The organism is Ruegeria sp. CH11 (assembly GCF_056537105.1).
Map to the genome: position 1 here is coordinate 499981 of NZ_JBQFQX010000001.1, position 14101 is coordinate 514081.

Genomic DNA, 14101 nt, shown 5'->3' on the forward strand with positions numbered 1-14101 from the left:
ATAGGACATGGAACCTCTTACCTGGACCGGCTCTATCGCCTTTCTGAACCCGCTTCTGATGATCGCGCTGGCGTTGATGGTGCTGTCGATCGTGGTCTGGATGCTGGCGAGCATCGTGCTGCCGGAAGACCAGATGACGGTCAATGCCGATGGCACACTGTCATCAAACTCGGGGCTGCGCATCCTGATCCAATCAAGTCTGCGATACAGCTTTCTGGCCAGTGTGGCCATTGCGGTTGCCTATATCGTTCTGGGCATCGTGATGGGCACCAGCGCAGGGATTATCGGGGCGATGTCCCAGCAGTTCCTGCCGGTTTGGCTATCTCTGATCATCCTCTATGCGATGTCGATTGCCTTCAAACGCAAGCTGGGCCTTTATGGCAAACTGTTTGACAGCCCCATTGGCATGATAGGCTTTGGCCTTGTCATGTTCTGGGTGTTCACCGGCATTTTCGGCGCGCTCGATCTGATCGTGACGCATGAGCCGCTGGATCAGGTCTCGGGCATGAAGAACAAGATACCCGGGACGCCGTTGCCCAGTATCGAAGACGGGGAGTATGCCTGGTACCTTCTGGGCGGCGATAATCTGGCACGCGACGTCTTTAGTCGCATGGTCAAAGGCGCCTGGATCGTGGTGCAAATCGCGCCCTTGGCAACGATGTTCGCCTTCATGGTCGGCATCACGTTGGGTCTGCCCGCAGGCTACTATGGCGGTCGTCTGGACACGCTTCTGTCGTTCCTTGCGAACCTGATCCTGGCGTTCCCGGTGATCCTGCTGTTCTACCTGTTGGTCACGCCCGAGATCGTGGCGACCGGAGTGCCGAACTATATGGCGGCCGTGTTGTTCGTGTTCCCGATCATCTTCCTCGGGGTCCTGCTGAATTCGCGCTATTACACGCGTCCGAATTTCCGCACGCCCCTGCTGATCGGAGTGCTGGGCGTAGCGTTGTGGTTCTACCTGTCGCTGATCTCGACCGGCGGCTACATCATCAACACCGACAGCTACCGGATCTGGGGTCTGCCGACCTATCTGGATCTGTTCGATATTCCGGGTGGCATTCTGGTGGTGTTCGTCTCGGTGGTCTTCGTGAACTCACCCACGGTGTTCCGCATCGTGCGCGGCCTGGCGCTGGACATCAAAACCCGCGACTATGTGGCAGCGGCGCAGACCCGTGGCGAGGGTCCTTGGTACATCATGCTGTGGGAAATCCTGCCCAACGCCCGCGGACCGCTGATCGTCGATTTTTGTCTGCGCATTGGCTATACCACGATCCTTTTGGGAACCTTGGGTTTCTTCGGGCTGGGCTTGCCGCCGGAAAGCCCGGATTGGGGCTCGACGATCAACGAGGGGCGCAAGCTTCTGTCGATCTATCTGCACCCTGCCCTTCCGCCTGCGCTGGCGTTGCTGTCACTGGTTCTAGGTTTGAATCTGCTGGCAGATGGTCTGCGCGAAGAAAGTCTGAAGGATTGAGGTGGCGTCGGCTGGGGGCTCTGCCCCCAGACCCCCGGGATATTTTTTAGCCAGATGAAGGGGATCCCCCGGACTCTCGCGAGGAGAAACACAGATGAATAAACTGGCGGATTATGAAGGGCCAATTCTGGAGATCGACAAGCTTTCGATATCCTTTTTTACCCGGCTGAGGGAAATCCCGGCCGTGATGGATTTCTCGGTCAGCGTGCAGCCCGGCGAGGCCGTGGGTCTGGTCGGAGAATCTGGCTGCGGTAAATCGACTGTGGCCTTGGGCGTCATGCAGGACCTTGGCAAGAATGGCCGCATTGTGGGCGGGACGATCAAGTTCAAGGGACGTGATCTGGCCGAGATGAGCACCGAAGAACTGCGCGACATTCGCGGCAACGAAATCGCGATGATCTATCAGGAGCCGATGGCCTCGCTTAACCCGGCGATGAAGATCGGCAAACAGCTGATGGAAGTTCCGATGATCCACGAGGGCGTCGGCGCGGAAGAAGCCTACGCCCGTGCGTTAGAGGTTGTCACCGATGTGCGCCTGCCCGATCCAGAGCGGATGCTAAATTCCTTCCCGCACCAGTTGTCGGGTGGTCAGCAGCAGCGGATCGTGATCGCGATGGCGCTGATGTCGAAACCGGCGCTGCTGATCCTGGATGAACCGACAACCGCGCTGGACGTGACCGTCGAGGCTGCCGTGGTCGAACTGGTCAAGGATCTGGGCAAGAAATACGGCACTTCGATGCTGTTTATCTCGCACAACCTCGGGCTGGTTCTGGAAACCTGCGACCGGCTTTGCGTGATGTACTCGGGTGAGGCGGTCGAACGTGGCTCGATCCAGGATGTGTTCGACGAGATGCAGCACCCCTATACGCAGGCGCTGTTCCGCTCGATCCCTTTGCCGGGGGCCGACAAGAACTCGCGCCCGTTGGTAGCCATTCCGGGGAACTTCCCACTGCCGCACGAACGCCCGCCAGGCTGTAATTTTGGCCCACGCTGCGACTATTTCGAAGAAGGCCGCTGCGACGCCAAGGAAATTCTGATGGAGGCCGTACCGGGCAACGACAGGCATCACACGCGCTGTCTGAAGTTCCAGGAAATCGACTGGAACGCGCCACTCACGGTGGGGGAACAAAAAGAAAAAGCCGAGATCGGCCGCACCGTTCTGAAAATGGACAACCTCAAGAAATACTATGAAGTGGCGGCAAACGCCTTGTTCGGTGGCGGCGACACCAAGGTTGTGAAAGCCAATGAAACGCTGAGCTTTGAGGCCCACGAATCTGAAACTCTGGCCATCGTGGGCGAGTCCGGTTGCGGCAAGTCCACATTTGCCAAGGTTCTGATGGGGCTTGAAACGGCGACCGACGGGCAGATCTTGCTGGACAACCGCAACATCGAAGATGTGCCGATCGAGGAAAGGGACTCCAAGACCGTTGGCGAGGTTCAGATGGTGTTCCAGAACCCGTTTGACACGCTGAACCCTTCGATGACGGTTGGTCGTCAGATCATTCGCGCGTTGGAAATCTTTGGCGTCGGCAATTCCGAGGCTGATCGCAAAAAGCGGATGCTGGAACTGCTGGATCTGGTAAAGCTGCCCCGCGCCTTTGCCGACCGTATGCCGCGCCAGCTGTCGGGCGGTCAGAAGCAGCGTGTCGGCATTGCCCGCGCGTTTGCAGGGGATGCGAGGATCGTTGTCGCCGATGAGCCGGTGTCTGCGCTGGACGTTTCGGTTCAGGCCGCCGTGACCGATCTGTTGATGGAGATTCAGCGGGAACAGAAGACAACGCTTCTGTTCATCAGTCACGACCTGTCAATCGTGCGCTATCTCAGCGACCGGGTGATGGTGATGTATCTGGGCCATGTGGTCGAGTTGGGAACCACCGATCAGGTCTTTAGCCCGCCCTACCATCCCTATACCGAAGCACTGCTGAGCGCGGTGCCGATTGCCGACACCTCGGTCGAAAAGCAGCACATCGTGCTTGAGGGCGATATTCCGTCGGCCATGAACCCGCCCCCGGGTTGCCCATTCCAGACCCGTTGTCGCTGGAAATCCGAAGTACCGGATGGCCGCTGCGAGTCGCATGTTCCGCCGGTGCAAACCCTTGCGGACGGGCATCAGGTCAAATGCCATCTGGCCGAGGACATTCTGGCCAAGATGGAACCCGTGATCAAAATCGCGGCGGAATAGACCACTGCGATCTTAGAAAAAAGGGCCGGTCCTCAGACCGGCCCTTTTCGTGTCGCACCGCAGTTCGTTGGGGAGACAGGCGGTGCATGGGATTGCGTGAGTGGCAGCCCCATTCGGTGCCTTAACCCGTCATGACATTGTTGCCGAAATGCATGAATTCCTGGTTCATGCCTGCGACCTCTCCGGCCTCTAGCTGCAGGCTGGCGCTGTCGAGCATCGTATGGCTTTTCTGACCCTTGACCCATTCATCTGCGGCTTGCAGCGTCGTCAGCGTGTAAGACGTGACTTCGTTCAGATAGTGCGTCGGGATGATGATCTTGGGTTTCAGCTTTGACACGATGTCATTGCCCTGCTCAAAGCTCAGGATATGTTCTGATCCGTCGACCGGCAGGGTCAGTACGTCCACCTGACCAATTGCGTCCCAGAACTCTTGCGGTGGGTTGTGGCGGTTGTCGCCCCAGATAAGGGTGCGGATACCACCAGTCTCGATCAGGTAGACAACCATATCCATGTGGCCCACATTGTTGGGCGGACAGGCCTCGACCCCGAACTCGGCCAGCGCATTGGTCCAGTCATACCAACCGGGCGCCACGCAGGCGTGTTTGTCCGCAAATCCGGTGATCTTCACATCCGCGAACTCGAAATTTCCAACCATGCGGTCCAGAACCATCGTCGAACTGGGCCGTTCAATCGCGTCATGATCGAAATGCGCATGCGTCGATAAGGTAATGTCCACCGGGATCTGAGGGAATTCATTGCGGAACCACAGACCCCACGCGCCCGAGGGATCATCGCGCCACGGATCGAACAGAACGGTCGCACCGCTGGGCGAGGTGATCTTGATCGCGCAATGCCCGTAATAGTCGATGCCAACCGCACCGGTGCTGGCTTGCCCGGTTGAGCCTTGCAAATCGATGACATGGTTGTTGTTACCCGGCTGCAACCACGCTTGTGACTGAGCCTGAGCAGGTTTGCCAGACAGCAACGAAGCCCCTGCCCCGACACCTGCCGCCCCAGCAGCCATGAAAAACGACCGGCGCGAGAGCCCCTCGGCCAATTTATCCTTTGTCCCATCCAGCAACGTTGGCCTGAGGTCTTTGCGATCCATTCTGACTTCTCCCTTGTTTGCGCGGTTCCGGCGTGGGCCGGACCGACAGAAAAAGGGTAGCAACTGGTCTGATTAAGATTCAGATCGGAAAAACAGGGGGGGAATATGGGGGCGATCCCCATATTATCTGTTCACGAAATCGCGAGGAGATGGCTGCGCAGGTTCTGATCCCGCCCGTCCAGCCCCAATTTCCTGCGGATGTTGTTGCGATGAAAATCGATGGTCGAGGTTTCCCGCGACAGCGCCTTGGCGATGTCTTTGGTGGTCTTACCGGACATGACGAGCTGCGCAATCTCGATCTCGGTCGGCGTCATGACCGAAAAGGCATCAGTGAGTTTGTCTGAAAGCGCCGAGGTGATTTCGCGCAGGTTCTTTTCGGCCAGATCCAGGTAAATCCGCGAGGCTTCGTTTCCGTCAACCTGATGGCGCAGCTTACCCAGATACGGAAGTACCATGCCGCGGACCTGTTCCAGAATTTCCTGCTCGCGGGTCTTTCGGTCGGCGTCGACACTGCTGAGCAGAACCCGCAACGCGGTGTTGGTCTCTTGCAGCGCACGGGTGCGTTCCTGTACGCGGCTTTCAAGATGCGCCATGGTCTCGTTCAGCTTCGCCTCAAGCGCGCGTCTGAGGTAAACCTCTTGCAACAAAGCCAAATCCGCTTCGACCATACGGGCGAACTGCGCCAATCCTTCGCGGAACAGCAAGGCGCGGCGGTTGCGCTTACGGTCCAGTACGCAGATCGTACCGAACACGCCTCCGTCGGGCCATTTCAACGGCAGTCCGATGTAAAAGGACATGCCGTGTTCCATATCCTCGTTGTCCATCCACAGCGGGTCGCAGTCGGCATCTTCGACGACAAGCTCGCCGTCGCGTGCCAGAACCCCCTGACAATACAGTTTGGGATGCAGGTGAAAGGTCATGCCTTCAGGGTATGGATTGTCCGGATGGCCCGAGGTGATCAGAACCGCGTGCGCTGGCGCGTCGGTCTTCATGATCAGGCTTGCCGGCACATCTGCAAGCTGGGCCACAAGATCGACAAGCCCCTGCCAGTTGGCGATCGTTTCCTGCGGAATGTCTGGACGGTCGGTGGTCATTGGGCCGCTGGTTTTGTTCGGTTTGGACCTCCAAAGCGTACAACGCCCCTTCGGCGCCGATCAACAAACCAATCCGCCGCGTTGCGGCACGGCTTCGTCAGCCGCCCCAGATCACTTTCACGTAGTTCTGAGTCTCTGCATAAGGTGGTACGCCGTCGTATTTCTCGACCGCCTGCGGACCCGCATTATAGGCCGCCAAGGCCAGACGCCAGGATTTGAACTTGCGATACTGCCAGGACAGGTACCGCGCGCCGCCTTCCAGATTCTGGATCGGATCAAGTGGGTCCACGCCCAGCAATCTGGCTGTCTGCGGCATTAATTGTGCCAGACCCAATGCGCCTTTGTGCGATTTGGCGTGGGGGTTCCAGCCGCTTTCCTGCTGCACAAGCCTCAGGAACAGCTCTTCCGGCACATTGTGCTTGCGCGCTGCGTTGCGCGCGTGGGTCAGAAACTGGCCCTTGTAGTTGCCGGTATAGCGTTTCGAAAACCCCTTGCTTTTGGTTTTCGGCTTCAGCCGTTCGGAATCGCGGTATTGGGTCGACGCCCTATTGTCCAAAACCTTGGCTTGCTTAAGAAATATTGCTTTGCGGTTTTTAGTGGATAGAGTCTCTGCGCCGACTGAAACAGACGTCAGACAAAGGCACAAAGCCGCAAAACCACCAACCAGAACACGCATTAAAGCCAATCCCGCTCGCTCAACAACCAGACAGAGTATAGGTATTACGGTCGAAAATGAAAGCTTGGTTAAGGCCGCACTAACTTTTTAGAGCGCACCGTTGCGCGATCAACCATGTTTTAACCATGGCGCAGGACGTATAGGGTCAGCAGCGGAGTAGGCGCCAGATTCGGGCGCAGAACATCAAAGGCAAAAACGAGGGAATTTATGGCGGGTTCAGTCAACAAGGTCATTCTGATCGGCAATCTTGGTGCCGACCCTGAGGTACGGTCGTTCCAGAACGGTGGAAAAGTATGTAACCTGCGCATCGCGACTTCCGAAACGTGGAAAGACCGCAACACTGGCGAGCGTCGGGAACGGACCCAATGGCACACGGTCGCCATCTTCTCAGAACCTTTGGTCCGCGTCGCCGAGCAATATCTGCGCAAGGGCAGCAAAGTCTATGTCGAAGGCCAATTGGAAACACGCAAATGGCAGGATCAATCGGGACAGGACAGGTACTCGACCGAGGTGGCGCTGCGGCCCTATCGCAGCGAACTGACGATGCTGGATTCCCGGGGTGAAGGCGGCGGTGGTCAATCCGGCGGATATGGCGGCGGACAGGCCGGGGGTGGTTACGGTGACCCCTATGGCGGCCCCTCCAGCGCCCCGGCACCGGCATCTGGCGGAATCGACGACGACGAGATTCCGTTCTAAACGAAACGGAGGCATATCATGGCATGGTCCTTCCCGCTCGGTCGTTTGTTCGGATCTGAGCTGAGGGTCCATGTCACCTTTTTTCTTCTTCTGGCATGGGTCGGCTTCGCCGCCTATGCGGATGGTGGATGGCCAGCCGCAGTTGAAAACCTGGTTTTCGTTCTGGCTCTTTTCGCTTGTGTGGTGGCCCATGAATACGGCCACGCCCTAATGGCGCGGCGCTATGGCATTCGAACCCCGGATATCACATTGCTGCCGATCGGCGGGCTGGCCCGGCTGGAACGTATGCCGCAAAAGCCGATGCAAGAGGTCTATGTAGCCTTGGCGGGGCCTGCGGTGAATATTGTCATCTGGCTGGTTCTGGTGGCTTTGGGCGCAGGCACGCAGATGGATACGCTGACGCAGATCGACTCGGCCAGGGCGGACCTGCTGGGCCGTCTGGCCTATGTGAACCTGCTACTGGCCGCATTCAACATGATCCCCGCCTTTCCGATGGATGGCGGGCGCGTGTTTCGCGCTCTGCTATGTCTGAAAATGGATCGCGTCAAAGCCACGCGGCTGGCGGCCTTGGGCGGGCAGATCGTTGCTGTCGGACTGGGGTTCCTGGGGCTGACTTCTGGCAACCCGATCCTTGTCCTGATTGCGGTATTCGTCTTTATCGCCGCCAATGCCGAAAGCCAGGACGTTGCCCTGAGGGCGGTGACTCGCAAGGTTCAGGCCCGGGACGCGATGATCACCGAGTTTCACGCCTTGTCGCCCGACGACACGCTGAACACTGCCGCCCAGGCTGTCATCCACACGACTCAGCACGAGTTTCCGGTGTTGGATCAGAATGGCGTTCTTCTCGGTTTCGTCACGCGCAACCGGCTGTTGGCTGCCTTGGCCAGTGAACATCCCCGTTCGGACCCCGCGACTTCGCTAATGGACACCGAAATCCCGACAGTCACATTGACCAGCGGCTTGAATAAGGTGCTGGATGGCTTGCACAGCGGCGCGCCGGCTGTGGCGGTGATCACCAAAGCCGGGCATATGGTCGGCTACATCACCCGTGAGAATATCGGTGAGCTGATGGTCATACAGGGGCGCTAAGGCTTGCTCAGCACGTCGCCAGGGCATCCTCGAGCACGGAAACCACCGCATCGCGCGGAACGTCCGAAGTCACAAATGCCTGTCCGATGCCGCGCGCCAGAATGAACCGCAGCTGACCGTCGATCACTTTTTTGTCCTGCGCCATCAGATCAACCAAAGCCTGTGCGCCGGGCAATTCCCCCGGAATGTCGGACAGATCGGTTTTCATACCCATCGCCCGCAAATGCGCACGCACGCGGCTCGGGTCTTCCTGAGCGCACAGACCAAGGCGCGCGGACAGCTCAAACGCCAGCGCGCAGCCGATCGCCACGCCTTCGCCGTGTAGCAAACGGTTCGAATAGCCCGTCGCCGCCTCGAGCGCGTGACAGAATGTGTGGCCCAGATTCAGCAACGCGCGGTCGCCCTGCTCGGTCTCATCCCGCGCGACGATGTCGGCCTTCATCTGGACCGAGCGGGTCACGGCCTGCACTCGGGCGGCCATGTCGCCCGACGACAAGGCGGGGCCGTTGACCTCAAGCCAGTCAAAAAACGCGGCATCACCCAGCAGGCCGTATTTGACCACCTCGCCATATCCGGCGAGAAAATCGCGCGCTGTGAGACTTTCCAGAATCGACGTATCGGCCAGCACCAGAGATGGCTGATGGAACGCGCCGATCAGGTTTTTGCCTTGTGGCGCGTTGATGCCGGTTTTTCCCCCGACCGAGCTGTCGACCTGCGCCAGCAGCGAGGTCGGGATCTGCACGAACCGCACGCCGCGCCGCATCACGGCCGCGGCAAACCCGGCCAGATCGCCAATCACGCCACCGCCGAAGGCAACGACGACATCGCGGCGTTCAACCTTTTCCGATAGCAGCCATTCGACGGCACGTTCAAAATGCGGCCAGCTTTTGGTGGCCTCACCGGCGGGCAAAGTCAGCGCAGTCATTTCTACGCCTGCCGCACCCAAGCCATCGCGCAGCGCATCCAGATGCAATGCGGCGACGGTCTCGTCAGTCAGTACGGCTACGCGGGGTCGTGGCAGCAGCGGCGCAATCCGCGTACCCGCCTCCGCCAGCAGATCTGGCCCGATCTCAACGTCATAAGACCGTTCGCCCAGTTCGACATGTACCGTTTGATGCATCTATTTCAGTTCCAAAACATCCGGGCGCGTAAGCAATTCCGCCAAAACCCGGTCTACCATATCCTCGATTGCGGTTTCCCCATCGGACTCCGCCACCAGATCAGCCTGCGCATAAACCGGAACGCGTGCTTCATATAGCGCGCGCAAGGTCGCATGCGGGTCGGTGGTGCGCAAAAGTGGACGGGTATCCTTGTGGCGCACCCGGTTCCACAGCACCTCAAGATCGGCGCGCAGCCAGACCGATGCGCCCTTTTGCGAAATCATCTGACGGTTGGCATCGGACAAAAACGCGCCGCCACCCGTTGACAGGATGCCCTTTTCTTCGTCCAGCAGCCGCCCGATGACCTGACTTTCCTTGGTGCGAAAAAACGCCTCGCCATCGCGGGCAAAGATCTCGGGGATGGTCATATTGGCCGCCGATTCGATCTCGGCATCGCTGTCCAGAAACGGAACGCCAAGACGCGCGGCCAAAGCGCGGCCCACGGCCGTCTTGCCAGCGCCCATCATGCCGACCAAAACAACGGTTTTGTGCAGATCAAATCGCCGCGCCGATCCGGCCACCGAGGGATTATGCTTAATTTCGCTCATTTCATCGTGAATGACGTGATCTTGCGGGAAATGCCAGTTATAACTTGGCCAAAAGCAAAAATTGAGGCAGCGTTGACCCATGGGCCGTCTTTTCAAGTTCCTGATATACCTCATTTGCCTGTGTTTCATCGGGCTGGTGGGCTATGCCTATATCGGGCCGTTCTTCGGCGCGGATTTTTCCGCGCCTCAAAGCGAAATTCGCGAGCCGGTCATCCTGAATGCCGACTAGACCCGCCCTTCTGGCGCTTGTTCTGGCCGGAGCGGCGCAGGCCCAGACGTCCGAGCCGTTGTCAGCTATTGATTGGCTGACCGACCCGCCGGACAATTTGCCGGGAACGGTGCTGCTGGAGCCACCTGTGACGCAGACAGGGTTGCAACCGGATGTGCAGGTTACCCCGCTCGAAGCGTTGTCACCCCCGCTTGGGCTGGTGTCCTCGTCGGTCACCGGTCTGCCGGTGAGTATGTGGCAAGGCAGCGATCCCGCGCGTTTGGCCGAGCTGATCCGGCGGGTGCCGGTCAAGTCAAACCCGGCCCTGCAACGCCTGCTGTTCACTCTGCTGTTGTCCGAGGCACGACCGCCGTCAGGCCCCGACACACAGGATATTTTGCTGATGGCGCGGCTGGATCGCTTGATGCAGTTGGGCGCTGCTGATCCGGTGCAATCGCTGGTACAATTGGCGGGACCGACGGATACGCAGGAAAGGTTCCGGCAATGGTTCGACGCGACCCTGCTGACCGGCGACGAGGATCGCAGTTGCAGCGCGTTGATCGCGCAACCCAACCTGTCTCGGGATTATTCGGCGCAGATTTTCTGCAAGGCAAGGCGCGGTGACTGGGCGTCGGCGGCTCTGACACTTGAGGCCGCGCATGCGTTGGAGATCCTGCCACCCGAAGAATTGGACCTTCTGGACCGGTTCCTGAGCCCGGAGTTGTTCGAAGGGGCGGCGTACCTGCCGGTTCCCGAAAATCCGGACCCGCTGACTTTCCGCATGTTCGAGGCAATTGGCGAGCGTCTGCCAACCGCATCGCTGCCCCGTGGCTTTGCCAATGCCGATTTGCGCGACGTCGCCGGCTGGAAAGCTCAGGTCGAAGCAGCAGAGCGCCTGACCCGGATCGGCGCGCTGACACCCAATCAATTGCTGGGGCTTTACACCGAACGCGCGCCAGCGGCCTCAGGCGCGGTCTGGGATCGTGTTGCCGCCATTCAGAAGTTCGAAAAGGCGTTGAAGTCGGGCGATCGAAGCGCGCTCGCAAAGCGCCTGACTGATGTGTGGCAACAGATGCAGAGCGTGGGGCTTGAAGTTCCCTTTGCCGAATTGTTCGCCGCAGAGCTGTCTAATTTGCCACTCAAGGATCCCGAGGCCGAGAACCTGCGTTGGCGCATCCTGCTTTTGTCCGAACGCTATGAGGACGCGGCCAGGTCTGTCCCAGATGGCCCGCAGGAAAACGCGTTTCTTGCGGCGCTGGCCATGGGCGATCCCGGCAGCGCGCGGTCTCCGTCCCCTATGGCAGATGCGATTTCCCAAGGCTTCGCCTGGTCGCCTCCAATACCGTCGGACATCGAAGCCCTGTTACGCAACGCCCAACTGGGCGAGGCCATTTTGGAATCCATGATCCTGTTCGATCACGGCGCGCGCGGAAACCTTGTGGACCTGACAGCCGCCATTGCCGCATTCCGCCGCGTTGGTCTTGAAGATACAGCCCGGCGTGCGGCGTTGCATCTGATGATCCTGAACGGAGCCTGACCATGCCTGCCCCAAACTCGCAGGACTTGTGGATTTCTACTTTTCTCGAGGCGCAGGCCGCGGAGCTTGGCGCAGCCACAAACACGTTGCTGGCCTATGGCCGCGATTTGCAGGATTTTTCAGGCTGGCTGGACCGCCACAAGATGACGTTCGCAAAGGCCGACCGCGACCAAATCGAAGGCTACCTGATCGACTGCGACGCACAAGGACTATCCCGGTCGACCAGGGCGCGGCGATTGTCTGCGATAAAACAGCTATACCGCTTTGCGTTCGAAGAAGGCTGGCGCGACGCCAACCCTGCCATTCAGATCAAGGGGCCCGGCCGTCAGAAGCGACTGCCCAAAACGCTGGACGTGCCCGAGGTTGACCGCCTGCTCGAAGCGGCCCGCCGAACAGGCCGCAGCACTGCCGACAAGGTTCGCAACACCTGCCTGATGGAACTGCTCTATGCCACCGGGATGCGCGTGACCGAGTTGGTCTCATTGCCGGTCTCCTCGGCACGGGGCGACCCGCGTATGTTGCTGGTATTGGGTAAAGGCGGCAAGGAACGCATGGTGCCCCTGTCCCCACCCGCGCGCGAGGCTTTGGCCGCGTGGTTAATCCTGCGTGATGAGGCCGAGGATATGGCTGTTTCCAAAGGTGCGCAGCGGTCGCGGTTTCTGTTCCCCTCGCGCGGAAAATCCGGGCATCTGACGCGGCACCGCTTCTTTCTGCTGGTCAAGGAACTGGCCGTCGAGGGCGGTGTTTCGCCCGAAAAAGTCACTCCGCACACCTTACGCCATGCCTTTGCAACCCACCTGTTGGCCAATGGTGCCGACCTGCGATCGATCCAGACGCTGCTGGGTCACGCCGACGTGGCGACCACCGAGATTTACACCCATGTTCTGGATGAACGTTTGTCGGAACTGGTGCTGGAACACCACCCGCTGGCCAAGGATGACAAGGCTGACAAAGCCTAACCCCTTGATCGCAGGGGGCCGGACCCCCATAACGGATGCAGAAACTAGATAACCCAAGGACCGATGGAACCCACCTCCTCTTTGCTTGATGGCGCTTTTTGGATCACCTCCGGCTCCATCCTTCTTCTGCTCGTATTGTCGGGCTTTTTCTCAGGATCGGAAACCGCGCTGACCGCCTCGTCCAGGGGCAAACTGCGGGCACAGGCAGACAAGGGATCAAGGGGCGCGCAAAAGGCGTTGGACATCACAGATGACAACGAACGCCTGATTGGTTCGGTTCTGCTGGGCAACAACCTGGTGAACATCCTTGCGGCATCGCTCGCGACCGCCCTGTTCACACGGCTTTTTGGCGAAAGTGGCGTGGCACTTGCAACGCTTGTCATGACCCTATTGGTGTTGATCTTTGCCGAGGTTCTGCCGAAAACCTATGCGATCACCAATGCCGAGAAAGCCGCTGCTCTGGTAGCGCCGGTCATCAGCATCGTCGTCACCGTGTTCTCACCGATGGTTGCGGCGGTGCGCCTGCTGGTGCGCGGCGTGTTGCGCGTATTTGGCGTGCAGATCGACCCTGACAGCAACATTCTGGCCGTGCGCGAGGAAATTGCCGGAGCTTTGCAACTCGGCCATTCGGAAGGCGTGGTTGAAAAAGAAGACCGTGACCGCATTCTGGGTGCGTTGGATCTGGGTGACCGCGCGGTGGAAGAGATCATGTTGCACCGCTCGAATATCGAAATGATCGATGCCGGGGACGAACCCGAAGCCATCCTGAAACAGTGCCTTGAAAGCCCGCACACGCGCCTTCCGGTGTTTCGGGACGAGCAGGAAAACATCGTGGGCGTCGTACACGCCAAGGACCTGTTCCGCGCGATGTATGCGCAGGCGGGCGCCCAAGGCGATGTTGAACAGTTGAAATCCTTCGATATCTCGAAGGTTGCGAATGACCCGTATTTCGTGCCCGAAACGACCACTCTGGACGACCAGATGCGAGAGTTTTTGCGGATGCACAGCCACTTCGCCCTTGTGGTCGACGAATACGGCTCGTTGCGCGGGCTGATCACGCTTGAAGATATTCTGGAAGAAATCGTCGGCGAGATCGCGGACGAGTTCGATCTGGACGAGGACGTGCCGGTCACCCGCACCGATGACGGCCAATTCCTGATCGAGGGCGCGATGACCATTCGTGACGTCAACCGGGCAATGGACTGGTCCCTGCCCGATGACGAAGCCAACACCGTTGCCGGGCTGGTCATTCACGAGGCGCAGATGATCCCGACAACCGGGCAGGTATTCTCGTTCCACGGTTTCCGGTTCGAGGTCACCTCGCGCGAGGGAAACCGGATCACGGGGCTGAAAGTCAGACCACTGTAACCGGG

13 protein-coding genes are annotated in these 14101 nt (G+C 59.2%); 8 read left to right on the forward strand and 5 right to left on the reverse strand.

Features of this window, described 5'->3' with window-relative positions; all coding sequences use genetic code 11:
* Positions 1-7: 7 nt before the first annotated feature.
* Both ACR0LX_RS02495 and ACR0LX_RS02500 read left to right on the forward strand, forming a co-directional pair.
* Positions 8-1471 (forward strand): ABC transporter permease, encoded by a 1464-nt coding sequence (locus tag ACR0LX_RS02495; RefSeq protein ID WP_480782423.1) that lies wholly within the window; start codon positions 8-10, stop codon positions 1469-1471.
* Positions 1472-1565: 94 nt separating this feature from the next.
* A complete protein-coding gene (locus ACR0LX_RS02500; protein ID WP_480782424.1) occupies positions 1566-3653 on the forward strand; it encodes a dipeptide ABC transporter ATP-binding protein in 2088 nt (695 codons plus the stop codon).
* A 121-nt stretch (positions 3654-3774) separates the two neighbouring features.
* Here ACR0LX_RS02500 and ACR0LX_RS02505 read toward each other — a convergent pair whose 3' ends face one another.
* The 3 genes from ACR0LX_RS02505 to ACR0LX_RS02515 all read right to left on the reverse strand — a co-directional run bounded on the left by ACR0LX_RS02505 (position 3775) and on the right by ACR0LX_RS02515 (position 6531).
* A complete protein-coding gene (locus ACR0LX_RS02505) occupies positions 3775-4761 on the reverse strand; it encodes an MBL fold metallo-hydrolase (protein WP_480782425.1) in 987 nt (328 codons plus the stop codon).
* Positions 4762-4892: 131 nt separating this feature from the next.
* Positions 4893-5855: a LuxR C-terminal-related transcriptional regulator gene (locus ACR0LX_RS02510; RefSeq protein WP_480782426.1), complete on the reverse strand. Its 963-nt coding sequence runs from the start codon at positions 5853-5855 to the stop codon at positions 4893-4895.
* Between the two features lie 97 nt (positions 5856-5952).
* Positions 5953-6531: a lytic transglycosylase domain-containing protein gene (locus ACR0LX_RS02515; RefSeq protein ID WP_480569142.1), complete on the reverse strand. Its 579-nt coding sequence runs from the start codon at positions 6529-6531 to the stop codon at positions 5953-5955.
* A gap of 207 nt (positions 6532-6738) precedes the next feature.
* On the opposite strand from ACR0LX_RS02515, the gene ssb reads away from it, so the two are divergent.
* A complete protein-coding gene (ssb, locus tag ACR0LX_RS02520; protein ID WP_480782427.1) occupies positions 6739-7227 on the forward strand; it encodes a single-stranded DNA-binding protein in 489 nt (162 codons plus the stop codon).
* Between the two features lie 18 nt (positions 7228-7245).
* Entirely contained in the window at positions 7246-8316 is a 1071-nt protein-coding gene (locus ACR0LX_RS02525) for a site-2 protease family protein (protein ID WP_480782428.1), read from the forward strand.
* Positions 8317-8323: 7 nt separating this feature from the next.
* Here ACR0LX_RS02525 and aroB read toward each other — a convergent pair whose 3' ends face one another.
* Both aroB and ACR0LX_RS02535 read right to left on the reverse strand, forming a co-directional pair.
* Positions 8324-9436 carry a 3-dehydroquinate synthase gene (gene aroB, locus ACR0LX_RS02530; protein ID WP_480782429.1) on the reverse strand — a complete coding sequence of 371 codons (1113 nt, stop codon included), beginning with the start codon at positions 9434-9436 and terminating at the stop codon, positions 8324-8326.
* Positions 9437-10024 carry a shikimate kinase gene (locus tag ACR0LX_RS02535; protein ID WP_480782430.1) on the reverse strand — a complete coding sequence of 196 codons (588 nt, stop codon included), beginning with the start codon at positions 10022-10024 and terminating at the stop codon, positions 9437-9439. It lies immediately after the preceding gene.
* A 79-nt stretch (positions 10025-10103) separates the two neighbouring features.
* Here ACR0LX_RS02535 and ACR0LX_RS02540 point away from each other — a divergent pair, with 79 nt between their 5' ends.
* The 4 genes from ACR0LX_RS02540 (at position 10104) to ACR0LX_RS02555 (ending at position 14096) form a co-directional block, all read left to right on the forward strand.
* On the forward strand, positions 10104-10253 hold the full coding sequence (locus ACR0LX_RS02540) for a hypothetical protein (protein ID WP_480569128.1): 150 nt from the start codon (positions 10104-10106) through the stop codon (positions 10251-10253).
* On the forward strand, positions 10243-11769 hold the full coding sequence (locus ACR0LX_RS02545) for a hypothetical protein (RefSeq protein WP_480782431.1): 1527 nt from the start codon (positions 10243-10245) through the stop codon (positions 11767-11769). The genes ACR0LX_RS02540 and ACR0LX_RS02545 overlap by 11 nt, the downstream gene beginning before the upstream one ends.
* A gap of 2 nt (positions 11770-11771) precedes the next feature.
* The gene (locus ACR0LX_RS02550; protein WP_480782432.1) at positions 11772-12728 is read left to right on the forward strand and encodes a tyrosine recombinase; all 957 of its coding nucleotides are present in this window, start codon (positions 11772-11774) and stop codon (positions 12726-12728) included.
* A gap of 63 nt (positions 12729-12791) precedes the next feature.
* Entirely contained in the window at positions 12792-14096 is a 1305-nt protein-coding gene (locus ACR0LX_RS02555; protein WP_480569119.1) for an HlyC/CorC family transporter, read from the forward strand.
* Positions 14097-14101: the final 5 nt, after the last annotated feature.